General features: G+C 39.4%; 22 protein-coding genes. 15 read left to right on the top strand and 7 right to left on the bottom strand.

Annotated elements, in window-relative coordinates:
• Positions 1 to 67 precede the first annotated feature (67 nt).
• On the bottom strand, positions 68 to 1,540 hold the full coding sequence (locus NMG86_RS21180; protein WP_026785245.1) for an aminotransferase class I/II-fold pyridoxal phosphate-dependent enzyme: 1,473 nt from the start codon (positions 1,538 to 1,540) through the stop codon (positions 68 to 70).
• A gap of 281 nt (positions 1,541 to 1,821) precedes the next feature.
• Here NMG86_RS21180 and NMG86_RS21175 point away from each other — a divergent pair, with 281 nt between their 5' ends.
• From NMG86_RS21175 to NMG86_RS21165, 3 genes are read left to right on the top strand one after another with little or no spacing between them, the layout of a single operon-like run.
• Positions 1,822 to 2,745, top strand: coding sequence for an energy-coupling factor ABC transporter permease (locus NMG86_RS21175; RefSeq protein ID WP_026785246.1), 924 nt, complete (start codon positions 1,822 to 1,824; stop codon positions 2,743 to 2,745).
• A 7-nt stretch (positions 2,746 to 2,752) separates the two neighbouring features.
• On the top strand, positions 2,753 to 3,409 hold the full coding sequence (locus tag NMG86_RS21170; RefSeq protein WP_026796451.1) for an energy-coupling factor transporter transmembrane component T family protein: 657 nt from the start codon (positions 2,753 to 2,755) through the stop codon (positions 3,407 to 3,409).
• The gene (locus NMG86_RS21165; protein WP_026796450.1) at positions 3,396 to 4,133 is read left to right on the top strand and encodes an energy-coupling factor ABC transporter ATP-binding protein; all 738 of its coding nucleotides are present in this window, start codon (positions 3,396 to 3,398) and stop codon (positions 4,131 to 4,133) included. The genes NMG86_RS21170 and NMG86_RS21165 overlap by 14 nt, the downstream gene beginning before the upstream one ends.
• 108 nt (positions 4,134 to 4,241) lie before the next feature.
• On the opposite strand, the gene NMG86_RS21160 is transcribed toward NMG86_RS21165, so the two are convergent.
• Positions 4,242 to 5,114, bottom strand: coding sequence for a DNA cytosine methyltransferase (locus NMG86_RS21160; protein WP_081694403.1), 873 nt, complete (start codon positions 5,112 to 5,114; stop codon positions 4,242 to 4,244).
• Positions 5,115 to 5,176: 62 nt separating this feature from the next.
• Between NMG86_RS21160 and NMG86_RS21155 the strand changes: the two genes are divergently transcribed.
• On the top strand, positions 5,177 to 6,088 hold the full coding sequence (locus NMG86_RS21155) for an IS5/IS1182 family transposase (protein ID WP_026788241.1): 912 nt from the start codon (positions 5,177 to 5,179) through the stop codon (positions 6,086 to 6,088).
• A 123-nt stretch (positions 6,089 to 6,211) separates the two neighbouring features.
• On the opposite strand, the gene NMG86_RS21150 is transcribed toward NMG86_RS21155, so the two are convergent.
• On the bottom strand, positions 6,212 to 6,412 hold the full coding sequence (locus NMG86_RS21150) for a DNA cytosine methyltransferase (RefSeq protein ID WP_026798787.1): 201 nt from the start codon (positions 6,410 to 6,412) through the stop codon (positions 6,212 to 6,214).
• A gap of 358 nt (positions 6,413 to 6,770) precedes the next feature.
• Between NMG86_RS21150 and ychF the strand changes: the two genes are divergently transcribed.
• From ychF to NMG86_RS21125, 5 genes are all read left to right on the top strand, one after another.
• Positions 6,771 to 7,862 (top strand): redox-regulated ATPase YchF, encoded by a 1,092-nt coding sequence (gene ychF, locus NMG86_RS21145; RefSeq protein ID WP_026796449.1) that lies wholly within the window; start codon positions 6,771 to 6,773, stop codon positions 7,860 to 7,862.
• A 151-nt stretch (positions 7,863 to 8,013) separates the two neighbouring features.
• On the top strand, positions 8,014 to 8,382 hold the full coding sequence (locus NMG86_RS21140; RefSeq protein ID WP_043939039.1) for a phage holin family protein: 369 nt from the start codon (positions 8,014 to 8,016) through the stop codon (positions 8,380 to 8,382).
• A 210-nt stretch (positions 8,383 to 8,592) separates the two neighbouring features.
• Complete coding sequence (argS, locus tag NMG86_RS21135; protein WP_026785251.1) at positions 8,593 to 10,350, top strand: arginine--tRNA ligase; 1,758 nt, start codon at positions 8,593 to 8,595, stop codon at positions 10,348 to 10,350.
• A gap of 292 nt (positions 10,351 to 10,642) precedes the next feature.
• A complete protein-coding gene (locus NMG86_RS21130) occupies positions 10,643 to 11,287 on the top strand; it encodes a bifunctional 4-hydroxy-2-oxoglutarate aldolase/2-dehydro-3-deoxy-phosphogluconate aldolase (RefSeq protein ID WP_026796447.1) in 645 nt (214 codons plus the stop codon).
• Between the two features lie 159 nt (positions 11,288 to 11,446).
• Positions 11,447 to 11,914: a L,D-transpeptidase gene (locus tag NMG86_RS21125; protein WP_043939540.1), complete on the top strand. Its 468-nt coding sequence runs from the start codon at positions 11,447 to 11,449 to the stop codon at positions 11,912 to 11,914.
• Positions 11,915 to 12,034: 120 nt separating this feature from the next.
• Here the strand turns inward: NMG86_RS21125 and NMG86_RS21120 are convergent, their stop codons facing one another.
• Complete coding sequence (locus tag NMG86_RS21120; RefSeq protein ID WP_026785254.1) at positions 12,035 to 12,322, bottom strand: hypothetical protein; 288 nt, start codon at positions 12,320 to 12,322, stop codon at positions 12,035 to 12,037.
• Positions 12,323 to 12,730: 408 nt separating this feature from the next.
• Here NMG86_RS21120 and NMG86_RS21115 point away from each other — a divergent pair, with 408 nt between their 5' ends.
• Together NMG86_RS21115 and NMG86_RS21110 are read left to right on the top strand one after the other, a co-directional pair.
• Complete coding sequence (locus tag NMG86_RS21115) at positions 12,731 to 13,816, top strand: metallophosphoesterase family protein (protein WP_026796445.1); 1,086 nt, start codon at positions 12,731 to 12,733, stop codon at positions 13,814 to 13,816.
• Positions 13,817 to 13,842: 26 nt separating this feature from the next.
• A complete protein-coding gene (locus NMG86_RS21110) occupies positions 13,843 to 14,856 on the top strand; it encodes a DMT family transporter (RefSeq protein WP_043939041.1) in 1,014 nt (337 codons plus the stop codon).
• 80 nt (positions 14,857 to 14,936) lie between these two features.
• Here NMG86_RS21110 and NMG86_RS21105 read toward each other — a convergent pair whose 3' ends face one another.
• Positions 14,937 to 15,536 carry a hypothetical protein gene (locus tag NMG86_RS21105; protein ID WP_026796443.1) on the bottom strand — a complete coding sequence of 200 codons (600 nt, stop codon included), beginning with the start codon at positions 15,534 to 15,536 and terminating at the stop codon, positions 14,937 to 14,939.
• 44 nt (positions 15,537 to 15,580) lie between these two features.
• The gene (locus NMG86_RS21100; protein ID WP_026796442.1) at positions 15,581 to 16,837 is read right to left on the bottom strand and encodes an FIST signal transduction protein; all 1,257 of its coding nucleotides are present in this window, start codon (positions 16,835 to 16,837) and stop codon (positions 15,581 to 15,583) included.
• Between the two features lie 189 nt (positions 16,838 to 17,026).
• On the opposite strand from NMG86_RS21100, the gene NMG86_RS21095 reads away from it, so the two are divergent.
• The 4 genes from NMG86_RS21095 to NMG86_RS21080 all read left to right on the top strand — a co-directional run bounded on the left by NMG86_RS21095 (position 17,027) and on the right by NMG86_RS21080 (position 22,043).
• Positions 17,027 to 17,248 (top strand): Calvin cycle protein CP12, encoded by a 222-nt coding sequence (locus tag NMG86_RS21095; RefSeq protein WP_026785259.1) that lies wholly within the window; start codon positions 17,027 to 17,029, stop codon positions 17,246 to 17,248.
• A gap of 109 nt (positions 17,249 to 17,357) precedes the next feature.
• Positions 17,358 to 17,978, top strand: a complete 621-nt coding sequence (locus NMG86_RS21090) for a DUF3177 family protein (protein WP_026785260.1) — start codon at positions 17,358 to 17,360, stop codon at positions 17,976 to 17,978.
• Between the two features lie 503 nt (positions 17,979 to 18,481).
• A complete protein-coding gene (locus NMG86_RS21085; RefSeq protein WP_026796441.1) occupies positions 18,482 to 20,212 on the top strand; it encodes a diflavin flavoprotein in 1,731 nt (576 codons plus the stop codon).
• 106 nt (positions 20,213 to 20,318) lie between these two features.
• Complete coding sequence (locus NMG86_RS21080) at positions 20,319 to 22,043, top strand: diflavin flavoprotein (RefSeq protein ID WP_026796440.1); 1,725 nt, start codon at positions 20,319 to 20,321, stop codon at positions 22,041 to 22,043.
• A gap of 247 nt (positions 22,044 to 22,290) precedes the next feature.
• Here NMG86_RS21080 and NMG86_RS21075 read toward each other — a convergent pair whose 3' ends face one another.
• Complete coding sequence (locus tag NMG86_RS21075; RefSeq protein WP_026796439.1) at positions 22,291 to 25,032, bottom strand: phycobilisome rod-core linker polypeptide; 2,742 nt, start codon at positions 25,030 to 25,032, stop codon at positions 22,291 to 22,293.
• Positions 25,033 to 25,489 lie beyond the last annotated feature (457 nt).

Here is a 25,489-nt window from a genome sequence, read left to right as displayed (position 1 = left end):
ATTGGGGGTGAGATTTCAACTTTTATTGATTAGGTTGGGGACAAATAAATAGTTGTCTATTCTTAATTTAACCCTTAACAATTTTAAGCTGTTGCAGGTTCGGATCACTACATCCTGTTATTTTCCCACCCAACGCTATCACTTGTTGCAAAAATTTTAGAGCATCAGAGGTGATAATTTCACCTGGCATTAATACGGGGATACCAGGCGGGTAGGGACAAATAATTTCCGCACTCACAGACCCCACGCAGTCTGTAAGGGGACGTTTTTCTGTTTGGGCAAAAAAAGCATCCCGACAGGAAAAAGGGGGTGTAGAAGGCGCAGAGTGGGGTGTAGGAAAGAAATTAAGGGCAGGGTGGTAGGCCGCAGAAAGTTGGTATTCAACGGAGAGGGTTTTTAATCCGTTAATTAGTTGGTAAATATCGGTTTCAGTGTTACCCAAACTAATAATAAAAGTTAGGTGATGAAGACTAGGAAGTTCTGCGATAACATGGAATTGTTGACTGAGAATCTCATCGGCTTCATACCCGCTTATTCCTAAGTTTGATACTTTAATAGTTAAACGGGTGATATCTAGGTTAACACATCCTGATGTCGATTTTAATTCGAGATTTCCAAAAACAGATAAACCTTGGATTTTGCTAATTTCTGTTCTGGCTATTTGTGCTAAGGATATTGTTTGATTCATTAAATTATAGCCTTGGGTTGCCATTTGTTGACGGGCGGCATCTAAGGAGGCTAATAATATATAATTGGGACTGGTAGATTCGACAAATTGTAAGGTTTGAGATAAACGCTCTTTGTTAATCCGATTTCCTTGAACATGAAGCATGGAAGATTGTGTCATGGAACCTAATATTTTATGGGTAGATTGTATTGTTAAATCTGCTCCTGCTTTTAGGGCTGGGGTTGGTAAGTCGGGATGAAAATTAAAATGCGCTCCGTGAGCTTCGTCTACAATCAGAGGAATATTATATTGATGGGTAATTTTAGCAATTTCGGTAATATTTCCACATACTCCCTGATAAGTAGGATATACTATTAATACGGCTTTAGCATCGGGATGTTGTTGTAAAGATTTAGCAACGGTTTCTGGAGTAATACTATAGGATAAATCCCAGCTTGGATTATATTCTGGCTGTAAAAAAATTGCGATCGCACCGGATAAAATTAAACCTGAAATCACAGATTGATGAGCATTTCTAGGGACTAAAATTTTATCTCCAGTTCCACAAATAGCTAAAATAGTAGCAATAATTCCAGAAGTTGACCCATTAACTAAAAACCAAGTTTTTTCTGCCCCAAATGCTTCGGATGCAAGATATTGAGCTTCTGCTATTACACTTTCTGGATTAAATAAATTATCCAGTTCAGGTAATTCGGGTAAATCTGCTTTAAAAAGTTGAGTTCCTAAAAATTCCGTTAATAAAGGTGAAATCCCCTGCCCGCGTTTATGGCCAGGAGTATAAAAGGGTACGTCAGGCTGATTAGCACAATTTTTTAAAGCCGTTAATAATGGTGTTGGAAATTGATCTAACATGAAAAAACTCCGTTGTTGTTGCGCTTAAGCGCAAATATTAACAATCTAAAATTCAACTCCAAATATTACTATATTACAATATATCTACTCAATACACTCATCTAGCATAAATTTTATTTTTATTCATGGAAAAGTCAGTAAATACAAGAGTTAGATAATATTTTTTGCTATTTATTCCTGATAATACCCCTATAGGGGATTGCAAATTATCAAAAAAAGGTATTTAATATTAATGTTGATAAATTCATTAATACAGCAATTCAAGGATCAGGGCTTAATTTATGCACATTCCCGATGGATTTATTTCCCCCGCAGTAGCAACTGTTACCAGTTTTACCAGCACCGGATTTTTAGCAGTTTGCCTGGGGCGTACCCGCGAGAATGTAGGGTTACGATACGCGCCAGTTATGGGATTAACAACCGCGTTTATTTTTGCCGCCCAAATGATTAATTTTCCCGTAGCAGGTGGCACCAGTGGACACCTTTTAGGAGGAACTTTAGCGGCAGTAATTTTAGGAAATCCTTGGGCAGCTTCTGTATCCATTGCGACGGTTTTATTGATTCAAGCTTTTTTATTTGCTGATGGCGGAATTACCGCACTAGGAGCCAATATTTTTAACATGGCAATTGTCGGAGTTTGGGTAGGTTGGATCTTAACACAAATTCTCCAACAATTATTAGGAGGTTCTCGTTTTCGTTTACCTTTAGCTGCGGGTATTGCTGGGGGAATTAGTGTTATTGCTGCTGCGATCACTTGTTCTATAAATTTAATTTTATCAGGCACAGCTACGGCGGCGATAATTTTACCCGCAATGATAGGAGTTCATAGTTTAATTGGTATCGGTGAAGGATTAATTACCGCCGGAATTTTAACTTATTTAATTACAGTCAGACCAGATTTATTACCCGGAGATCAACCCCAATTAAATAAATGGTTAACTCCCGTAATTAGTATATTATTAATTGCCGGAGTGTTATCCTTATTTGCATCAGCTTGGCCAGATGGTTTAGAAAAGGTTGCAGAAACTCACGGTTTTGGTGCATTAGCCGAAAATGTGCGGTTTAGTATTCCCACACCTCTCGCTGATTATACTATCAAAGGATTAGGGGAAATTGGCACTAGCATTGCCGGAATTATAGGTAGTTTAATCTGTTTTGGTGTTGCTTTTGGAATTCTCCAAATTGGTAAACCAAATCAGTTATAATTCAACAATGATTCAACTTTCTATCCCGTTTAAATTACGGGTTTCTCTTATCCTTGTCATCGGAATTGCCTTACTCAAAACATCTGTATGGTGGGCATTAGGTTGTTATAGTGCGATCGCATTTTTTTGGGTAATTCTTTTAAAACCGCCCCTAAAAATCATCTCAAAACTATTAGGGGCGGAATTAATCTTCCTTTCATTATTAGCCTTACCCATGGGATACGAAAAAGCCAGTTTTATGGTAAGTCGTTCCCTGGTCTGTTTACTAATAATGAATAGTTTTCTAATCACCTTACCATCCCATAGTTTAGGAATTGCATTAAAAGGTTTACCAATTCCCGCAACTTTTCAAGAAATTATCTTATTAACTGGGCAATATTTAGAAATATTAATCTCAGAAGTTCGTCAAATGCAACAATCGGCAAAATTGCGAGGTTTATCCGGTTATTCCGGTTGGTTACGTTATACAAGTGCCGCCATGATTGGTTCTCTTTATTTACGCAGTTTAGATCGATCTGAACGAGTTTATAATGCCATGATTTTGCGAGGTTATCAAGGTAAATTACCCGTAGAATCTCAATCAACACCCAGAGATAATTTTGCCCTAATTATTGTGATCACTATCGCTGGTTTATTAACATTTTTTTCCTATGTCAAAAATTAATAGTTCTGAAAAAACCCTAATTGTCCAAGATTTAATGTTTGGATATACCCGACAAGAGCCGATATTGCAAAATATATCTTTTACCATAAATTCCGGTGAAAGAGTGGCTTTAATGGGGGCTACAGGTGCGGGTAAAAGCACTTTATTAGAAAACTTAATCGGGTTAAAATTACCGCAATCCGGTCAGATTTTCATTAATGGTATTAGTTTAGAATCTAAAAATCTTTCTGAGATTCGTCTTCAGGTAGGATTTGCTTTTCAAAATCCTGATGATCAATTATTTATGCCAACTATTTTAGAAGATGTGATGTTTGGTTTGCGTAACTATGGAATGTCTCTGATAGAAGCAAAAGAAAAAGCCCGATTGGTTTTATCACAATTCGGGTTAATCTATTATGAAAATCGCTCCTCCCATGAATTATCAGGAGGACAAAAACGCCTAGCTGCATTAGCATCAATTTTAGCATTAGAACCCAGTATTTTAATCTTAGATGAACCAACAAACGGTTTAGATCCCGCTTGGCGTAAAAAATTAGCTACCATATTATCTGAGTTACCCTTAGAAGTAATATTAGTTGCTTCCCATGATCTGAATTGGATTAAAAAAACTACCAATAGATCCTTAATTTTAGCTCAAGGAAAAATCGTCGTAGAGCGTCCGACTCAGGAATTATTACAAGATGAAGAAACTTTAGAATTATACGGTTTACCTCCTAATTGGTAAGAGATACATCTGGAATCGGATTGCTTGAATATAATCTATAAATAACTTCGTTGTTGCGCTTAAGCGCATATCTAAAGCCATGTTGACAATGGTAAAGCCTATTAATAATTATATTGATCTAATTCCAGATAAATACTGATAATCAGAAAAACGAAAAATTTGCTCTCTAATCTGTATAGCAAGTTCTTGAAATAGGGGAATACAAACAGAATTTCCAATTTGTTTATAACATTCTCCCAAATTGGGATGCAATTTAAACGTATCAGGAAACCCCATAATTCTATAACATTCTTGAATAGTTAACCTACGAACTCGATTTTCTTCGGGAATATAAATAAAGAAACGTCCCGATGTTTCCTGGGATGGAATAGTGGGATGAACTCCATCAATAGAGTAAATTCGATTCGGTTGGTGATGTACCCTAGATAAATGTTCTGTATTGGGTCTAATCCCTTTTTTCCAAATATTTTTATTTCGATATCCTACAAAAATTAAACCCGATGACTGTTGTTTGTAACCCTCAATTAACGTATATTCTTCAGGGTTTAAGTATTCAAATTTTCCCGTATTATCTAAAAAATCCCTTAATTTAGGAACAGGATAAACCCTTGGCAATTTTGAGAAAGAAAATTTTTGATCTTTGCAAGCGATAATAATTACCCGTTCTCGATTTTGAGGAAGTCCAAAGTCTTTAGCATTCAATAATTTATAATCAACAGAATAGCCTAAATCTTCTAAAGAATATAAAATAGTCTTGAGGGTTTTTCCCTGATCATGATGTAACAAATGCTTAACATTTTCCAAGACAATAACCCTGGGATGATGGACTTCTATAATTTCGCAAATATGAAAAAATAGGGTTCCTCTAGTATCCTGAAACCCTTGACGTTTTCCACAAATACTAAAGGGTTGACAGGGAAATCCGGCGGTTAATAGATCAAATTCAGGAAGATTATTATAATCAATTTTAGTAATAGACATCTCCAAAATATAAATTGGGAAGGATAGCAAGATGGTAAAATTGGATTTTACCCCAATAAGAGATGAGTAACTTAAGAGAGTATCTGGACAAGAATCCCCAGCAAGCAAAAAGGCTATTAGGGATGGAATATGAACAGTTGATAGAACTCATTCAAGCTGCGGAGTTATTAGAACAAGAAAAACGACAGGAACAAGAAAAAACTAAAATCAGGTTGATTAAAGCAGGTGGGGGTCGTCGCCAGAAATTATCTGTGGATGAACAAATATTACTAACTCTAATTTATCTGCATCAGATGCCCACATTTCAAATGTTAGGGTTACAGTTTGAAGTGAGTGAATCAACAGCGAATGATATTTTCCATAACTGGATAAAAATCTTCAGAGAATTACTACCAGCGAGTTTAGTTGAGCAAGTAAAAAAAAACGAGAGTGATTGGGAGTGGGTAGAAAAAATTCTGCTGGAATTTGAGTTAATAGTAGATAGCTATGAACAGCCCATGCAAAGACCAACAGACAATGAAGAGCAGAAAAAATATTACTCAGGAAAGAAAAAAACACATACGTTTAAAAATCAAGTGATTGTCATGCCAAATGGGAAAGAAATAGTGGATGTAGTAGTGGGTTATACCGGAGCAACAAGCGATCTAAAATTGTGGAGAGAAAGAAGCGAGGAATTGGGGAACAATCAAAAATACAGAGGGGATAAAGCTTATGTAGGGGAAACAGCAATTAATACACCACATAAGAAACCGAGAAATCAAGAAATATCGCTTGAACATCGAGAAGAAAATCGGTTAAAAGCCAAACAAAGGATTGTAGTCGAACATTTAATAAGACTGATAAAAATTTATCGAGTTGCTTCAGAAAGATTTCGGTTAAAGAGGGAAAATTATGAAGCAGTAATCTTGACAGTATGTGGACTAATAAGATGGCGAATAGGAGCGATTGTATTATCATCTAAGAATTGCCCATAATTCTTGTAAAAAATGATTGAATATCAGAGATAAAATTCATTAATTATTATTAATGTAACTGAAAAAGCCTATAAATCCGTTACTTTGGGAGAACCCGGCACAGGAGTGCTAGAGGTTCAAAAATTAGCGATAGATGGCATTTGGGGATTTTCGGAGATATCTAATATCTGCCTCTGGCTTTTCTCCAAAGTTATTAAAATAGACAGATTGACAAGCGGGATCTTTTTCGCAAGAATACACACATTGATAAGCAGCCCTTTCAAAAGCTAATCTTAACCCACCTATTCCAGAAAATAAATCTGCTATTTTAAGAGAATTATCCATATTTTAACTATTGTATGTAGAAGTAACCACAAAGACACAAAGGAACCGATAAAAGAGTCATTCTAAGTTGATAGTAGTTTTTAGTCAGGCAAGGGACTGATGAGGGTTTTCTATGTTATGATTAAACCATACCATTACCACAACCCATATCCCATTAATTATTCTTCTTTCTTTCTTCGTGTCTTTGTGTCTTTGTGGTAAACAATGCAGATACAGTACATTCATTTTATCTTAATAATGAAACAAGTTAAAGATGAAACTTCTTTAAATTTAGATACAGCTTTGTTGAATTTGTCCCCAGAAGGTTTATAATCATAAATTGATAGTCTATTGAACGTTTAACTCAACCATCGAACCCATGCTAAGAGCCGGAATTGTTGGACTTCCCAACGTTGGTAAATCGACATTATTTAACGCTTTAGTTGCCAATGCTAAGGCGACGGCGGCGAACTTTCCCTTTTGTACTATTGAACCGAATGTCGGCGTTGTCGGAGTTCCCGATGAACGGTTAAATGTATTAGCAAAAATCTCCAAGTCTGAACAAATTATCCCCACTCGAATTGAATTTGTAGACATTGCTGGATTAGTCAAAGGGGCGAGTCAAGGAGAAGGGTTAGGGAATCAATTTTTATCCCATATTCGAGAAGTAGATGCCATTGTTCATGTCGTTCGCTGTTTTGAAGATGATGATATTATTCACGTTTCGGGTTCAATTGATCCCTTGCGAGATATTGATATTATTAATTTAGAATTAGCCTTATCAGATTTATCTCAAGTTGAACGACGCATCGACCGCGCCCGCAAACAAGCCAAAACCAGCAAAGAAGCGCAATTTGAAGTCACCGCTTTAGAAAAAATTGCAGTTTTATTAAATGAAGGAAAACCCGCCCGTCAAGCAATATTAACTGAAGAAGAACTAGAAGCAGTAAAAGGGTTGGGTTTAGTCACTCAAAAATCTGTAATTTATGCAACAAACGTCTCAGAAGATGATTTAGCAACAGGAAATGCCCAAGTTGAAAAAGTCCGGGAAGTGGCAAAAATTGATAATGCTCAAGTAGTGATTATTTCGGCACAGGTAGAATCGGAATTAGTGGATTTGTCGGAAGAAGAACGGGCTGACTTTTTGGCTTCTTTGGGAGTAGAAGAAGGAGGTTTAAAATCCTTAATTAGAGCCACTTATGAATTATTAGGATTACGCACCTATTTAACCACTGGCCCGAAAGAAACTCGCGCCTGGACAATTAAAGCTGGAATGTCCGCACCCCAAGCCGCCGGAGTTATTCACTCTGATTTTGAACGAGGATTTATTCGGGCGGAAACCGTAGCATATAAGGATTTAGTGGCGACTGGTTCTATGGGCGCCGCCAAGGAAAAAGGATTAGTTCGCAGTGAAGGGAAAGAGTATATTGTCCAAGAAGGAGATGTACTGTTATTCCGATTTAATGTTTAATTTCTGACGGTAAACCCCGTACTGGTAGCAGGTGCGGGGTGAATTTATCTTAAATTTTATTAAGGAAAAATAAAGATTTTATAATTTTATCTTCAGATTGTGATGAATTAGGGTTAAAATTAGGCGTTATAGAAATATTGGAGTTCTCAAAATGTTGGTTAGTTTGTTAATCGCTTGGTTAGTAACAGCCGTCAGCTTATATTTGATTGCTTTACTGAGTCAATTTACTGGAGTTGAAATTAATGATTTCAAAAAAGCCTTAATTTCGGCGGCAGTTTTTGGAATTGTTAATGCTCTGATTCGCCCAATTTTAGAACTCATTTCCTTACCCATAACGTTAATTTTTTCCGGATCTTTTGTTTCATTTATTATCAACGTAGCCATGTTTGCTTTAGCTGCTAAACTGGTGGTGGGATTTCGTTTACGTTGGGGCTTTTGGAGCGCTGTAATTGGAGCTTTAGCCCTGAGTTTTATTAATTCAGTTCTGTTTGAGTTTTTAGGACAAGTCGGTATCAGATAGTTCTAATTTAAGCTAACCAGAGAACAACGAATATATTTCACAGGAATGCACCTTTATCAGCCTTATATTAATTAAGTCTGTAATTTTAGTTTAACGAGGACTGAAGTTGACAAATTCCTCAAACTCTAGTTTTTTGATAGAATCAACTCTCTTTAAGGTACAATAGGCAAGGATATCCTTAAATTAAGCCTTAAACCGAAAGCGTTAATCATGACATCTACAGTAGAACTTCTCAAGATTAAATTTAATCAAGCGTTAGTAGCGGCATTTGGTGAAGATTTTGCCACAATTGATCCGATGGTAGTTGCATCAACTAATCCTAAATTTGGTGATTATCAATGTAATTTGGCGATGTCTTTAACTAAACCCTTAAAAAGTAATCCTAGAGCGATCGCAACTCAAATTATAGACAATTTAATTATTGATGAAATTTGCGAAACTCCTGAAATTGCTGGCCCTGGTTTTATTAATTTACGTTTAAAAACCGACTATTTACAAATACAATTACAACAAATATTAGGGGATGAACGTTTAAATATTCCTAAAGTTAACCCTAAGCAAAAAATGATTGTAGATTTTTCTAGTCCGAATATTGCTAAAGAAATGCACGTCGGACATCTACGATCTACGATTATTGGAGATAGTATTGCTAGGGTTTTAGAATTTCAAGGACATGAGGTTTTACGTCTTAACCATGTTGGGGACTGGGGAACTCAATTTGGAATGTTAATTACCTATTTAAGAGAAGTCTATCCTGAAGCTCTAACCACAGCAGATGCTTTAGTTTTAGGGGATTTAGTAGAGTTTTATCGTCAAGCAAAGGTTAGATTTGATCAGGATGAAACCTTTAAAAAAACCTCCCGCCAAGAAGTTGTACGCCTACAAGCAGGGGCAGAAGATAGCCGTCGGGCGTGGCAATTATTATGTGAACAATCTCGGCGAGAATTTCAGTTAATTTATGATGATTTAGGGATTAAATTAACTGAAAGAGGAGAATCTTTTTATAATCAATTTTTACCCCAAATTGTTGAAGAATTAGACAAAATCGGATTATTAGTCGAAAATCAGGGAGCAAAATGTGTCTTTTTAGAAGGTTTTACTAATAAAGAAGGAGAACCTTTACCATTAATTGTGCAGAAATCCGATGGCGGTTATAATTATGCTACAACGGATTTAGCTGCCTTAAGACATCGAATTGAAACTGAGAAAGCGACTCGAATTATTTATGTTACCGATGCTGGACAATCTAACCATTTTATGCAGTTTTGGCAAGTAGCAAAACGGGCGAGTTGGATACCAGAAAATGTCGAATTAGTTCATGTTGCTTTTGGAGTTGTGAAAGGGGAAGATGGCAAAAAATTAAAAACTCGTTCTGGGGAAACCGTGCGTTTAAGGGAATTATTAGATGAGGCGGTTAATTATGCTAAAAATGATTTAGAAACCCGCATCAAAGCTGAAGGACGCACCGAAACCCAAGAGTTTATTGATCATGTTGCAGAGATAGTGGGTTTAAGTGCGGTCAAATATGCAGATTTAAGCCAAAATCGCACCAGTGATTATATTTTTAGTTTTGATAAAATGTTATCATTACAAGGAAATACGGCTCCCTATATGCTCTATGCCTATGTAAGAATTCAAGGAATTAGTCGTAAGGGAAATATTGATTGGCAAAAGTTAGAAACCGATATTCAACTGGTTTTAGAAGCAGAGGAAGAACTGGTTTTAGCCAAACATCTGTTGCAATTACAGGCAATTTTAGAGGAAGTTGCTAAAGATTTATTACCTAACCGTTTATGTCAATATTTGTTTGAATTAAGCCAAAAATTCAATCAATTTTACGAACAATGTGACGTCGTGAAAGCCAGAGAACCTCAACGGACTTCTCGTTTAGCATTATGTGATTTAACTGCAAAAACCTTAAAATTAGGGTTATCTTTGTTAGGAATTTCTGTCTTGGAACGGATGTAATAGGGGTAATGGGTAATGGGTAATGGGTAATGGGTAATGGGTAATGGGTAATGGGTAATGGGTAATGGGTAATGGGTAATGGGTAATGGGTAATGGGTCATAGAAAGATTTTACATCCCCTGCTCCCTACTATAATACTGATTCCGGCTCAGAGGTTAATTTTAAAATAATATCCGTTTTTAACATAGATTTTTAAGTTTTATAGCCGAGAATAGGGAATAATAAATCTTAAACCTGCTATAATAAATTGGGTGATATTGTTTATCAATTTTAAGGATATTTTAATTTAAAAGTGAATTCTGAACTTTGGTTATCTTGGTTAAAAAAATATCGAGCGATCGCCGTTATCCGCACTCGCCAAAGGCAACTCGGAAAACAAATGGCTCAGGCGACCGCCGCCGGAGGCATGGGGTTAATTGAAATTACTTGGAATAGCGATCAAGCCCCAGAATTAATTGCGGAATTACGGTCTGAATTGCCAGAATGTTTGATCGGAACTGGAACATTATTCACCATTGAAGACGTGCAGAATGCGATCGCATCCGGGGCGCAATTCCTATTTTCTCCCCATACCAACCATGATATGATTCAGGTGGCAAAACAAGCGGAAATTCCCATAATTCCGGGGGCATTATCCCCCACCGAAATCATCACCGCCTGGCAAGCAGGGGCTAGTTGTGTTAAAGTATTTCCTATTTCTGCGGTCGGTGGTGTAGATTATATTAGAAGTATCAAAGGGCCGATGGGAAATATCCCCTTGATTCCCACAGGGGGGGTAACTTTAAACAATGCTGTTGAGTTTATTCAAGCGGGAGCGATCGCGGTGGGACTCGCCGGAGATTTATTTCCACCTGATTTAATCATAGAACAAAATTGGCAAGCGATCACCAAAAAAACTCAAACCCTCCTACAACAGTTCTCGGAAATTTCCCTATAATTGAATTTAACAATCACACCCATTGATCTAAATTAAGTTAAACAAGAGGAGTAGATTATGAAAACGCTCAACCCCCTAATTCAATCCCTCTCTGATTTCAGGTTTGATCCGGTCAAACAACCCCATTTTCCCAGAACAAAATCAAGTTTTTTGGGAATAATGGTAACGGCGACAATATTAACATTAATCACCGGATTTTCCCCAGTAAATTTAGCGATCGCCAATGAACAACACAACCTGATTGCGCGTAATATGATAGGATTACAGCAATCTTCTGAACGTTGGATTTTAATAGATTTATCTGGACAAAGGTTAATAGCTTGGGAAGGAAATCAACCCGTTTATGCAGTAATTGTTTCCACCGGAAAAGCGGACACTCCCACCCGCACCGGAGTCTTTAAAGTTTATACCAAATATGAAACAACTCGCATGACCGGCCCGGATTATGATGTTCCCGATGTTCCCTATACAATGTACTACGATGGGGGCATGGCTATTCATGGAGCCTATTGGCATAATTTATTTGGTACACCTGTTACTCACGGTTGTACCAATGTGGCTGTGAATCATGCCAAATGGTTATTTGAGTGGGCATCGGTGGGAACCCCCGTTATTGTACATAACTAAATATGCAAAGTATTAGTATTAAGGTTAGTTAACGGGTTTAGATATTAATAGTAGTCAAATTTGGCAAGCCAATCAAATCGGTCATTTTCGGACAGGTTGGATTAATGAATTCAAACCGATTTAATCCGATGAACAGCTTTCGGTAATTCCCCGCAGAGAATCTATCAGACTGCTGTATTCCGAAGGATTGAGCACCCCTGCACTATAAAACTGAGCCAGACAGCTATTAATGGCATTAAACGCTGACTTCCGTTCTAACCAAGATTTTCCTTCCCGAAGTGCTTCTTCTGCGGAGGCGTAGTCCTCGTCGGAGGTCAAATATTCGCCATAGGGGAGAATAATTTGCCATTTCCAGCGATGGCGAAAACTGAGGGTGGAGATTAACAAGCCGTAATAGTCTTTGTGCATTGATAATACTGCTGAAAATCCTTAACAATTATTTAACTATTGTATTACATTTCTTAAAGAATTCCAACTTTATGTTAGAGTTATTTAAGAAATGAGTACATATACAGATTGTTTATCCCTAAAAATCCGTTGCTTCTGTATTGAAATGTACAAACATACCCCTTTTTAGGCTGATTAAATTTTATCTGTAAAAATAAAAATATTCGACCGTTACTGGAGAAAATAATGAAGTAATGTTAATATTATTAATATTGTTTAAAAAATGGGATTAATTTCGCTGTATTCTTTTAGTAAAGAGATCAAAGTTCATCCAATTTAATAAAATCATGAACTTTTAGATATGCCTTAATTTTGTCAATTATTGCGTCGAGTAATACCTTTTTTGTTAGCCCTTTTATCAATTTGTTTATGAACTTAAATTTTAAATTTGCCATTGTCAGTGATTTGCATATTGCTCTGCCTCAAACAATTTGGGATCATCCCCATCGTTTCCATTTAGTGGAAGTGAGTATCCCCGCTTTAGAATTGGCATTAGACCATTTAGGGGAATTAGATTTAGATTTTCTACTCTTACCCGGAGATTTAACTCAACATGGAGAAAGGGAAAATCATCAATGGTTAAGTCAACGATTAAGCCAACTGCCCTATCCAGTTTATGTAATTCCTGGCAATCATGATATTCCAGCCTTAGAAAGCCATAAAAATTCCATTGGATTGAAGGAATTTCCCCAATATTATCGAGCTTTTGGCTATGAAAACCATCAAAGTTTAGATTATACCCAGGAAATTTTACCCGGGTTACAATTAATTGGGTTAAATTCCAATCATTTTGATGTTAATGGCAATCAAATAGGCTGTTTAAAGTCAGAACAGTTAGAGTGGTTAGAACAGGTATTATCTCAAGTCAAAAATCAATTGGTTTTTGTGATGATTCATCATAATGTGATTGAACATTTACCAGGACAGGCGACGAATCCCTTGGGGCGAAGATATATGTTAGAAAATGCTCCGCGTTTTTTAGAGATTTTAAAACAGGCGGGGGTACAGTTAGTTTTTACCGGACATTTGCACGTTCAAGATATTGCCCAATGGCAAGGAATTTATGATATTACCACAGGATCATTAGTTAGTTATCCCCATCCCTATCGCGTGATTTGTGTTCATACAAATGCTCAGGGAAAACCCGTTTTAAAGATAGAATCCCATCGAATTACCGCCGTTGAAGATTGGCCAGATTTATCCGTAAAATCACGGGAATGGATGGGGGAACATTCTTTTCCCTTTATGATGAAACTATTAACCAATCCACCGTTAAGATTAACGATTCAAGAAGCCGAACAATTAGTTCCCCATTTGCGTTATTTTTGGGCAGATATCGCCAACGGAGATACTCAATTTAATTTTGAGGTTTTTCCGCCGTCTGTGCGTCGCTACTTTGAAGAATTTAGTGCTACAGATCAAATTGATAATTTTGCACAGTTAGTTTTATCTTAAAGTTTAGATCCTCTACAATTAAGCAGATGAATAAAAATTTAATGACGGGTCGGGGTTATTTAGCCTTAGCTATTATTATTTTTGCCACTTCTAATGCAATTGTGAGCAAACTAGCGGATCTGGGTGGACAACATTTAATCAATGGGAGAAATCCTATTGCTTTTTGTAATGTTTTATTTGTGGGGAATGTTTGTGCTTTATTGGCTTTATTACTGATTTATAGGAAACAATGGACGGTAAACAACATCAAAAAACTTTCAGTATCTGATTGGTTAGGTCTGTTAACCGTTGCTATTTTATCTAGTGCGATCGCCCCAGCTTTAATTTTTTCAGCATTGGAACAAACTAGCGTTAATAATGTGGTTTTAATTGGCAGAATTGAACCCGCTTTAAGCTTGGGATTATCAATTTTTATTCTCAAGGAAAAAGTTAATTTTTGGGTCATTCTGGGTGCAGTAATTTCCTTTATTGGAGTGGCTTTGACGATTATTCTTCAACCCCCTGAATCGGGAATGATAGAAATGGGAAGACGTTTAATGATCGGGATTCCTGAATTAATGATTCTTGGGGGAGCGATCGCCCTGGCTATTTCGAGTATTATTAGTAAAATTAAACTGCGAAAAATCCCGTTAGGAATTTTTACCATTTTCCGTACAGTCACGGGAACAATTATTTTTTTTATAGTGGCTATGCACATATTTGGATCACAACATTTTATGGATGTTTTCTCTCCTTTTCTATGGCAATGGATGTTAGTTTATGGAATAGTAATTGTAGTAGGGGGTCAAATTTGCTGGTTTCAGGGAATGAAAAATACAACGGCTTCGGACATTTCTTTGATTAGCTCTTTTAGTCCATTAGCAGGAATTTTAGCGGCTTATTTTATCTTGGGAGAAACTCCTACAACGCCTCAATATATGGGGGGTATAGTAATTATTTTTGGAATTGTTTTAACCCAAATTGGCTTAATAAAAAAATCTCCCCAAGCTCAATCTAATCTTTTAGAACAAGAAATAAAAACAGGATTCAAAGGAGTCTAAAACCCAAACCCACAGGCTAAACTCTTTTCTTACCCATTCGTAATTCGTAATTCGTAATTCGTAATTCGTAATTCCCTATTCTAAACATCAAAATAATCCCCCAGGTTATCGCTTTTTTCTAGTAGTTTTTCCAAGGTATCAAATTGAAACCAGAAGACTAAATTTCGATCTGGGAATACTTCAATATTTCCGATCAAAGCAATTGAATATTTAGGAGATAAACTCCCTAACAATAGATTTCTCAGATCTCCTTCTTTATATTTAGGAATCATATAGGTAATTCCATATTCACAGAGGGTACTAATCACTCCCATAATCCCATTATAAAAAATATTTCCTACTTCGCTAAAAATGGCTTTTTCAAAAGCCTCTTTATCTAATTTGCGCCGATCTTCACTTTCAATCAAATCAATTAATATTGCCGCAGTTTGTTTAGGAAATATCAGTTGAGTATTTCCTTGAAACTCCCCTGTAAATGCCATTCCTACCGATTTTAAATTCTTAGAACCCAATCGTTTTTCCAACTGCATCGGTAACTGTAGCGGGGGGAATAAATCTACAGATAGTAACTTTAACTTGATCGGCGATCGGCAGATAGTTTCTAACATCATATCCGCCCGATCAATACCAACCTTAAACAATTGGGTCAAAACAAAAAGCTGTTGTGAATTTTCCTGCATAAACTTCAAAAACTCGGTTTTTACAAAAATTGAATTGATATTAATTAATAATTTTTTTGCCGACAAATTCCAAAAACCGAGGTATAACCGTGTAGAAACGTAGTATCTCGCACCGGGCCAATTTCACCATTGCAGAAAAAGCCACTCAGGGGAATATTAAAATACCGCCGGAATAGTCGGGAATCAAAGTTAGGTTCCCCATAAAGCCCTTCTCCCCGTCCCAAACAAGAGAACATTAATGCCCCAGCATTGGTTACTCCTTGGGGAAAAGAAGAAGCCTGTCGTTGATAACGTTCGATTAATAATTCTAAATCTTCTGCGGAAGTGCGAGAATCTCGGAGGTGAAATTGAATCCGTTGGCCGGGACGAACCCGATCGCCGATGGCCACCGCTCCAGCCCGGGGATCAACCCCAATTAAATTCCGAATTAAAAAATCTCCCGGTTCCAATTTCTGTTTAAATTCATCCCGCACCACCCCAACAAACAACGAATGTTGAGCCAGTTGTCGATCTTCTTCACTTAATTCCTGTACCAGATCCTGCAATGCTTCTAGGGGAGATAAGCGCACAGAAACGGAAAACTTGGTTTCTGGTTCAGAATCTGCCGATGGAGTTTCCACTTCTAAAACAATATTGCGTTCAGCTTGGGTCACGCGATAGGGATGGCCAATGGGACGACAACCTTGAGCAACAATGGTTTCAATCACAATATTACCAGACAACGCCAAACCAACAATTTCCTCAGAATAGCGTTTGGAACCGGAAAATACCCCTGTAGCCCCACCCATGGCTCCAGTGCTGGCCACTCCTCCCACTTTTACCGAACCCGGGTAGGCGTAATCTAAACCCAGCAGGAAATCATTAATTTGACCAAAGTAGGGATCAACTAACAGAATAAATTGGGGCTGATCTTCGGGTTTAACTCCAATTAATTCTACCCATTGATCCGGGGAACTATCCAAATCAGGCAAATCATCGGCCGATAGATGAAACGGATGAATTGCAACATCCGGTAAATGGGCTAAAGTGAGACTCAGAGCGGGTTCTCCCTCAATTTCCTCAGCCTGGTAATCGGAATTCATGCCAATCACACCCCCTGCACCACAACCGATCAGCATGGGAAGATTGAGATGTTCTTGGAGTAAGGGCATCAGTCGGGAATATTCACTACTAAAGGCCGAGGAAATAAAGACTAAACCTAGGTCTGGAGAAGCTCGTAAGGCATCTTGAGCGATTTCCACAACTTCTTTTACCGCCGATTCCAAGGAAGGACGTTCAGATAAAGCACTGACCCAGCGCATAGGTTTGGTTGTTGATTCTGCCATCTTCGCCCTCCCTCAATAGTCGGCTCTCTTGTGCTAAGATAGCAGATTGTGTGGAATACAGCAGATCCAATGAATGTTACTGTCTGGGTTGACTGAACTGTTGAAAAATGTTCTAAAGTATAATTGGAACCTGTACTTAGTAGATTTGGATTGGACGAAAGGTTTATGAACGACATCAACGAAGTCATCGAGAAAGAAGTAGAGGGAGCCCGCACAGTCTGTGATGTCACTGGCTCGAACTCTAAAGAGTGTGCAGCAGCTTGGGATGCTGTAGAAGAATTACAAGCTGAAGCTTCACACCAAAAACAAAAAAAACCCAAAAACTCTTTTGAAGTCTATTGCAACGATAACCCTGGTGCGGATGAATGTCGTATTTATGAAGACTAATCCGTTGTTTTTTGGGTTTTTATAGTCTTTGTTAATTGATCAGCAACTGGGAGTTAACTTTAGTTAACCCAGTTGCTTAATTTTTGTTAATTGGATTTGATAATTTAGGATGTTTAATTGTTTACTAGCCGTCGAATCTCCCTGGTTACAACCGTTGGTCTGGACGGACTATAGGCTGGCGGTTATATTTGCACTAATTATTCCCTTTGTGATCTTTATTTGGGCTTTTGTTCAGAAAGCTGAAGCTATTCAACGCTTAATGATCACCTATTTTCGTGTTGCTAGTTTGTTGATCATTAGTTTGTATTTAATGATTGCTGCCCTCCCGATTGGTTTTCTGACTTCTATTATGGCACGGGTTTTAATTCCGATTTCCCTCTGGTTTTGGGTGGATCTGAATGAAGAAGTTTCAGAAATGCCTAATTCGGGTCTGAAGTTAATCTTTACTTCTTGGCGTTGGGCGGCAACGGTTTATAATCTTTTGGGTGCGATCGCTTTAATTCCGGTTGTACATTGTGGATTTTCTCAAGGTCAAAAAAATTTAATCGCCGATGCGACTTGTCGGATTTGGCTAGACCCTCCCTGGTTATATAGACAAACTTTTAGTCCTAATTTGACCCCTCAATTTTTAGGCTTTTTTGCTTTAGTGGGTTTAGCTGTTTATATTCTTTATTTGGGTTATTTTGTATTCTTTAAATTGGGAAAACAGGGACGTTCCGCCATGGGATAGGGATATGGGCAAGTTCTATAAGTACCTAAACAAAATTAATTACACATCCTCTACCCTGTTCCCTCCCCCCCTAGCCCTGCGTGCACGGGGGGTTTGGGGGGGCTGTTCCGGTGTTCCCTCTCTCAACTAGGTAATTTATTTTGTGCAACTACTTATAAACCTGCCTCACGGTCTACCATCAAAGAACAAAAAGAAAGAGAGAGTCGCCTTAGCCACTCTCCCTACCATCAGGGTGCATCTACATACCACAATATAACTTTTTTTGGGTGAGGGGTCAAGCCCCCTATTCAAGAATTGTGTAAAAATTTGTTAGCAATTGTTAAGGCTTTGTAAAGATGGGCGCGGGAAAAGCCAGGGGAGCGAGGATACTCGCCAACCATCAACAGCTTTACTTTTGTAAAGCTGAACTGGGTGATAGGTTTTTTAATAAATCTTTACGATTAATCCGTGTCACAATAGGGAAACAAGTCAAAGTCATAACCAATTATCTAGGGAGGTCATGAATGGTAGCCCTCACTGATCGTGTAAAACAAAATCGTTTAACAATTGAAGTTCAAGAGATTGCTGCTGATACCACTGCTATTCGTTCCCTGGACTGGGATCGGGAAAGATTTGATATAGAATTTGGCCTGCAAAACGGTACAACCTATAATTCATTTATCATTCGCGGGGAAAAAATAGCCCTGGTTGACACATCCCATGCCAAATTCCGGCAACTATATTTAGACACACTCAAAGGATTAATTAATCCTGCGGATATTGACTATTTAATTATTAGTCATACCGAACCCGATCACAGTGGCCTAGTTAAAGATATCCTAGAACTTGCTCCCAATGTTACGGTTGTGGGGTCGAAGGTAGCAATTCAATTTTTAGAAAATTTAACCCATACCCCCTTTGAACGTAAATTAGTTAAAAATGGCGATACCTTAGATTTAGGAAATGATCATGTTTTAGAATTTGTATCTGCTCCGAATTTACATTGGCCGGATACAATTTTTAGCTTTGATCGGAAAAGCCAAACCTTATTTACTTGCGATGCGTTTGGAATGCACTATTGTTCCGATCAAACCTACGATACAAACTTAGCGGCACTTGAACCAGATTTTCACTTTTATTATGAGTGTTTAATGGCTCCTAATGCTCGTTCGGTAATTAATGCGATGAAACGCATGGAACCTTTAGGAGAAATTACCACTATTGCCACGGGACACGGCCCATTATTACGGCATAATTTAGAAGAACTAAAAGGACGTTATTGGCAATGGAGTCACGAACAAACTAAATCTGAAACCACTGTAGCGGTGTTTTATTTCTCCGACTATGGCTATAGCGATCGCCTCTCCCAAGCCATCGCCCACGGCATTACAAAAACAGGTGTTGCCGTAGAAATGATGGATTTACGCAAGGCTGAAGCGACAGAAGTGCGGGAATTAGTGATGGGTTCTGCGGGATTTATAATCGGAATGCCCCCGGTTTCTGGTTTAGGTTCTGAACTGGCAGAAGAAACAATTAATACTATTATTGCATCGGCTCATAATAAACAATCCTACGGTTTATATGAGTCGGGAGGCGGAAATGATTTATCCTTATATCCGTTGCAAGTTAAACTCAATGATGCTGGATTAAAGCAAGTCTTTCCTTCAATTCGGATTACGGAAACTCCCCATGATACCACCTATCAAACCTGCGATGAAGCGGGTACAGATATCGGACAATGGTTGAGTCGAGATAAAACCGTTAAGCAGATGAAATCCCTGGATAGTAACTTAGATAAAGCCATGGGACGCTTAAGCGGTGGATTGTATATTATTACGGCTCAAAAAGGAGAAGTTAGTAGTGCGATGTTAGCCTCCTGGGTGACTCAAGCAAGTTTTCAACCATTAGGATTAACCATTGCCGTTGCTAAGGATCGAGCCATTGAAGCGTTAATGCAGGTTGATGATAAATTTGTGCTGAATGTTTTGGCAGAAAGTAATTATCAAAAACTGATGAGACACTTCTTAAAACGATTTACTCCTGGTGCGGATCGGTTTGAAGGAATTAATACCCAAACTGCTAATAATGGCAGTCCGATTCTAACAGATTCCTTAGCCTATTTAGAATGTCAAGTCCGAAGTCGGATGGAGTTAAGTGATCATTGGATTGTTTACGCCACCGTTGATAATGGACGAGTCAGTGATCCTGATGTGCTACCTGCGGTTCACCATCGCAAAGTCGGAAATCATTATTAATCCCCCTTAATCCCCCCTAACCCTGCTTAATAAGGGCAGGGGATGCAGGGGGGATCGATGCTTAAGGCTCAAGAGAGATCAAAAAAACTTTTTTTAATATAAGATTATGGATAATCAAAAACCGCGTGATGTTCAAGTTTTTTTAATTGGAAATAACACAAAAATAGTGCGATCGCGCACTTGGGAACGGTTAAAATTTGAAGTTGAATATTCCCTACAACGGGGAACAACGGCGAATAGTTATATTATTGAAGCTGATCAAACTGCAATTATTGATCCCCCCGGAGAATCCTTTACCCAAAATTACATTGAAGCGTTACAAACTCGTGTGAATTTGGAACAGTTGAATTATATTATTTTGGGTCACTTTAATGCTAATCGAGGGGCGACATTAAAGGCTTTATTGGAATTATCACCTAATATAACATTCGTTTGTTCAAATCCGGCTGCTTTAGCATTACGAGAATATTTTGAAACTGAAAACTTAAAAATTTTAACCATCAAAGGAGAAGAAACCTTAGATTTAGGTCAATGTCATCAATTGCAGTTTGTTTTAACTCCTACTCCTCGCTGGCCCGATGCCATTTTAACCTATGATCAAGCCACGGAAATTTTATTCTCCGATAAGCTATTTGGGGCGCACGTTTGCGGCGATCAAGTCTTTGATGAAGGCTGGTCAGTTTATAGCGATGATCGACGGTTCTATTATGACTGTCTTCATGCAGCCCAGGCTAAATATGTTCTTTCTAACCTCGATAAAATCAAGGAATTACCTCCGATTAAATTCTATGGAACCGGTCATGGGCCGTTAGTTAAACATGGCAAAACAGAACTAACAAATTTATATCGAGATTGGAGTGAAAAACAGAAATCTCAGGACTTAACTGTAGCATTATTATATGCCTCAGCTTATGGAAATACCGCAACAGTAGCCCAAGCGATCGCCAAAGGATTAACAAAATCTGATATCGCCGTAGAATTAATTAATTGTGAATATGCCAAATCCTCAGAAATTCAAGAAGCCCTAGAAAAATGTGATGGATTTATTATTGGTTCTCCCACCCTAGGAGGTCATGCTCCAACCCAAATTCAAACCGCTTTAGGAGTGATTTTAAATACAGCTTCGACGAATAAATTAGCCGGAGTATTTGGCTCCTATGGATGGAGTGGAGAGGCAATTGACTTATTAGAAAGTCGCTTAAAAGATGCGGGTTATAAATTTGGTTTTGAACCCATCCGAGTTAAATTTACCCCCACGGATGTCACCCTACAAACCTGTAAAGAGGCGGCGATTGATTTTGCTCAAACCCTCAAACGCACCCAAAAACGCCGGGCATTTCGTCCCACAGCTACCTCTGCGGGAGCCGATCGCACCGCCCAAGCCTTGGGGCGTGTGGTTGGTTCGTTGTGCGTCGTGTCCGGGCGTCGGGGGGAGATGTACAGCGCCATGTTAGCCTCCTGGGTGTCCCAGGCGACCTTCAACCCCCCTGGGTTTACCGTAGCGGTGGCTAAGGATCGGGCCTTGGAACCCTTAACTCATATTGGCGATCGCTTTGTGCTCAATATTTTGCAGGAAGGAAAACAACTGCGAAAACATTTTCTCAAGCGTTTTGAACCCGGAGAAAATCGGTTTGTTGACATAGAAACGGAAGAAACATCGACGGGTTGTTTGATCTTAAAAGATGCCTTAGCCTATCTCGATTGTGAGGTAAAAAATCGGATGGAATGTGGCGATCATTGGGTAATTTATGCCACTGTTCATCAGGGTCAGGTGTTGAATTCAGATGGAGTTACGGCGGTTCATTATCGGAAGACGGGAACCCAATATTAATTACAGCAGGGAACACCGGAACACCGGAACAGCCCCCCAAACCCCCCGTGCACGGGGGGCTGGGGGGGGAGGGAACAGGCTGCGCCGGGATTTAGAAGTGTTTTAACTGTAATGCGTAGTGCTATATAATTCGGCAATAAAAATCCCTCCATAGAAACACAGAGGGATATAAGCTGTTATTAGTTATTAGTTATTAGTTAACTAACTCTTGACTATTAACTCTTACACTGATAACTGATTACTGATTTTAGCTACGGTCAGTCGCAGTCACAGGTTCAAAACTGGGAACTACTAACTCATCGTTTTGCTTAGTTAATTGGTTATACAGCCGTTCCGTATTCGGGAAATTAGCCGCAGGTAAGGTGGGATAACGACGATAAGGAACCGTATCTTCCCCGAACAGTTGAGCATATTCCACACTGTTCACCATCGCATTAATAAACCCCTTCAACCCATCGGTTGCCAGGATTTGGTTATACTGCCGAATTTCCGCTTGGTTGCGAGGTGCGCGACCCAAGAAATGCTTGGTTCCCAACTCAATCACCTTAGTATTGGGATAGGGGGTATAGAACTCCTTAATATACAGAGAAGTGCTTCCCAACGCCTCAACAAACTCCTTCAGGTTAATTTCATTGTTCCCCAGCTTACTTTCCAGAGCCGTAAACTCATTTCTGTTCACATAGGGATCAATATTGCGCTCAAAGATTTGACGATAAAGCGCTTGAATTAAGGTCTTCAGCGCCACTTTATCAGTAGTAGTCGTCAACTTGAACACTTTGCTTTGTTCACGTCGCTTGCTGACACCTTGAGCAACACGATTATCTAACTCCATCTCACCCTTAGTTTGGTCAGGAGTACCCAGTTCAATAAACCGAGGAGTAACTTCATCACGCCCCACAGGTTTTTTCTCAGCAAAGGCACCGACACGACCCGTCCGCAGAGAAACACCCCCCGGAGTCAAATACCGTTCATAAGGAACCGTATCTTCCCCAAAGGCTTCGTTATATTCCTGACTATCGAGAATGGCATCTACCAAAGCATAGAAGCCCTTCTTGGAACTCAGATCGAAGTAGGCATTCATTTCCTGACGGCCGTAGGTTGGACGACCCAACAGACGGCGATGAATAAATTCGATCGCTTTACACACATACAGCGACGTCCAATACATCTTACGGAACACATCGGACTTCGCCAAGGCGCGAATAAACTCACGCACGGTAATATCGCCGTTTTCTAGCTTAATTTCCGCAACGGTTTGGCGTTGACCCTCATAGAGTTCCCGACCAAACACCTGCCGATAAGCTGCACGAATCAACGTTTGGGTAGAGGATTCCGAGTAATTAACACTGGTTCCTTTGCTGCTACCACTGCGCTTGAACCGACTGCTAATATAGCCCCCAGGCAGTTGATCCAGCTTGAACACCTTCGGCCCCAAAGAGCCAGGATGGTTGCCTCTGGCCGCTGGGTTACTTAACTGGTTATCAATTCCAGCCCCATTGCGGATCAGAATCCTTCTGGTATCTTTACCAAAAGGAGCCGGACGGTTACTAGGATTGCGGGTTTCTTTCGGGAAAATTGCCCCGAACTGAATTTCCAGGGGATCATTCCCAGTCCCGTAAACGTGCTGATCCCGCAGAGGTTGTTTATAGTCTGCGAACAAAGTCACAAACTGAGGCACTTTGCGGAAAGGAGCACTGTAATTAAACAGGTCAATTTGTGGCCCCCAGTTGCGACATTCTTGGGCTTCTTGACCCAAACCGCGCAAATAGGGAACGGTTTCTTCCCCGAAATAATCGGAATATTCCTCTGAATCCACCAGCGCATCCACTAAGGCCGATAAACCGCCTTTGGACACAATCGAGAAATATTTGGTAAATTCTTCAGGAGAACTTAAACCCCGGCCCAAAAAGTGACGGGTTGCCAGTTCCACCACCCGACTATTCACATAGGGCTCATAGAAATTTTTCCGGTATAGCGGAGATTTCCCTAAGCGGCGGATAAACTCTTTGGTGGAGATTTCGCCGTTTTTCACCTTGGATTCTAAGTCGGAAACGCTCAAGCTATAGGCGCGGGTAATATCCCGTTCAAACACTTGGCGATAGGCCGCTTTCACCACATCTTCTTTTTCCGTCGAAGACAGGCCCGGTTTCATCACGAACTTCTGACGTCGCTCGGCGGCGTTGAAGTAAATTTGAGGCAGTGCTAACCCCTGTTTGTCACTACTGTTAGGACGTTGGCGAACCTTTGTCCCCGGAGTGGAAGCTTCAAATTCGGTGATTAACACCCCAAAGTATTGCAGGGCAATTTCTTGAGCTTCTTTGTCAGCTTTTAAATAGCCCAAAGCAGCCCGACGCATTTCTTGCAGGGCTACCAAAGTTGCCGCGCTAGAACAGGCATTTTCAATAATTTCCCGCAGTCCCCGCACGTTAACGGCGATTAGATTTGGATCACCGGCGACAATGGCGTAGGTTACATAACGCAAGAACCAGCTTAAATCCCGCAGGGATTTAGTCATGTTCCGAGGGCCATAACGAGAAACGTTAATTGGCCCGAAACCGGGGGGTAAAAACACGGCTGGCCCCGATCCTGCATCTACAAAAATGGATTTTAAACCATCCAACAGGCTGTTACTACGGCTCTCCGCATAGGAAATCGTTCCCAGTTTCATGCCTTCGGCGACATTACTGCTACCGCCACCAACGGCTACCAGTTCGGTCGCTTCGCTAGGTTTTTCTAAAAACGCTAGAGGTGAACCCCCCGTGAAAATCCGATTAGCAGCACGAGAAACAATCAATTCTGCATTTTGTGTCAGAATTTGAGCAATTTCTAAACGTTTCGCCCCAGAACTGAAATAGGTTGCCAGTTCACTTAATTCGCTTTTGCCCAAAAAGCGATCCTGTTGCTCCGCTTGGGAAATGGTTGCAACGGGTACGGTCTGATAGAGTTGCGGACGCGCAACTGAGCTTCCACCACTTGCTTTTATACTCATTCGATCTCTGTCGCTCCCTATCTGAATCTTTACAGTATGGAACCTGGAATATGGTACTGTTCTCAAACATTCAACGGATTAGTTTCGACGCCCTTGGCCGGGACGCTTTCAACCCTATCCTTGCTTGAGTCGTTGCCAATTTAATCTTTCAGATTAAAATGATTTTGGCTAATTAACCAGACATTTTTGACATCCTCCTCGCCGTAAACGGACGGGGATTTCTCGCCACGCCACCTTTTTAGGATGGTCGCTGAATGGGGTTGACGCTTCGCAGACTGTTGCTACCGAAAAAGTAGTCTTACACTGTCTCCACGTCCGTTTTAAGTCTCGGAATGCCCTCCCGCGACCTGAGTTTAACCTCGTTCACTAAGTTAAACTTTTTTTTAATTTGATAAAAAATCGTACCGACAATTATTGTATAGACTTGAGTGAAGTTATCTGAGAAAAAAGAATAAGT

This window comes from Planktothrix rubescens CCAP 1459/22, from assembly GCA_904830895.1.
GTDB lineage: Bacteria > Cyanobacteriota > Cyanobacteriia > Cyanobacteriales > Microcoleaceae > Planktothrix > Planktothrix agardhii.
The sequence above is the reverse complement of the archived record's forward strand: the minus strand, read 5'-3'. Positions and strand labels throughout refer to the sequence as shown.

What these genes read in the sequence shown, in the direction of transcription:
- NMG86_RS21110 (WP_043939041.1), top strand. Translation starts at nt 13,843, where the DNA reads ATGAATAAAAATTTAATGACGGGTCGGGGTTATTTAGCCTTAGCTATT.
- NMG86_RS21170 (WP_026796451.1), top strand. Translation starts at nt 2,753, where the DNA reads ATGATTCAACTTTCTATCCCGTTTAAATTACGGGTTTCTCTTATCCTT.
- NMG86_RS21095 (WP_026785259.1), top strand. Translation starts at nt 17,027, where the DNA reads ATGAACGACATCAACGAAGTCATCGAGAAAGAAGTAGAGGGAGCCCGC.
- NMG86_RS21160 (WP_081694403.1), bottom strand. Translation starts at nt 5,114, where the DNA reads ATGTCTATTACTAAAATTGATTATAATAATCTTCCTGAATTTGATCTA.
- ychF (WP_026796449.1), top strand. Translation starts at nt 6,771, where the DNA reads ATGCTAAGAGCCGGAATTGTTGGACTTCCCAACGTTGGTAAATCGACA.
- NMG86_RS21140 (WP_043939039.1), top strand. Translation starts at nt 8,014, where the DNA reads ATGTTGGTTAGTTTGTTAATCGCTTGGTTAGTAACAGCCGTCAGCTTA.
- NMG86_RS21180 (WP_026785245.1), bottom strand. Translation starts at nt 1,540, where the DNA reads ATGTTAGATCAATTTCCAACACCATTATTAACGGCTTTAAAAAATTGT.
- NMG86_RS21175 (WP_026785246.1), top strand. Translation starts at nt 1,822, where the DNA reads ATGCACATTCCCGATGGATTTATTTCCCCCGCAGTAGCAACTGTTACC.
- NMG86_RS21165 (WP_026796450.1), top strand. Translation starts at nt 3,396, where the DNA reads ATGTCAAAAATTAATAGTTCTGAAAAAACCCTAATTGTCCAAGATTTA.
- NMG86_RS21085 (WP_026796441.1), top strand. Translation starts at nt 18,482, where the DNA reads ATGGTAGCCCTCACTGATCGTGTAAAACAAAATCGTTTAACAATTGAA.
- NMG86_RS21075 (WP_026796439.1), bottom strand. Translation starts at nt 25,032, where the DNA reads ATGAGTATAAAAGCAAGTGGTGGAAGCTCAGTTGCGCGTCCGCAACTC.
- NMG86_RS21090 (WP_026785260.1), top strand. Translation starts at nt 17,358, where the DNA reads ATGTTTAATTGTTTACTAGCCGTCGAATCTCCCTGGTTACAACCGTTG.
- NMG86_RS21120 (WP_026785254.1), bottom strand. Translation starts at nt 12,322, where the DNA reads ATGCACAAAGACTATTACGGCTTGTTAATCTCCACCCTCAGTTTTCGC.
- NMG86_RS21125 (WP_043939540.1), top strand. Translation starts at nt 11,447, where the DNA reads ATGGTAACGGCGACAATATTAACATTAATCACCGGATTTTCCCCAGTA.
- argS (WP_026785251.1), top strand. Translation starts at nt 8,593, where the DNA reads ATGACATCTACAGTAGAACTTCTCAAGATTAAATTTAATCAAGCGTTA.
- NMG86_RS21150 (WP_026798787.1), bottom strand. Translation starts at nt 6,412, where the DNA reads ATGGATAATTCTCTTAAAATAGCAGATTTATTTTCTGGAATAGGTGGG.
- NMG86_RS21155 (WP_026788241.1), top strand. Translation starts at nt 5,177, where the DNA reads ATGAGTAACTTAAGAGAGTATCTGGACAAGAATCCCCAGCAAGCAAAA.
- NMG86_RS21080 (WP_026796440.1), top strand. Translation starts at nt 20,319, where the DNA reads ATGGATAATCAAAAACCGCGTGATGTTCAAGTTTTTTTAATTGGAAAT.
- NMG86_RS21100 (WP_026796442.1), bottom strand. Translation starts at nt 16,837, where the DNA reads ATGCGCTGGGTCAGTGCTTTATCTGAACGTCCTTCCTTGGAATCGGCG.
- NMG86_RS21105 (WP_026796443.1), bottom strand. Translation starts at nt 15,536, where the DNA reads ATGCAGGAAAATTCACAACAGCTTTTTGTTTTGACCCAATTGTTTAAG.
- NMG86_RS21115 (WP_026796445.1), top strand. Translation starts at nt 12,731, where the DNA reads ATGAACTTAAATTTTAAATTTGCCATTGTCAGTGATTTGCATATTGCT.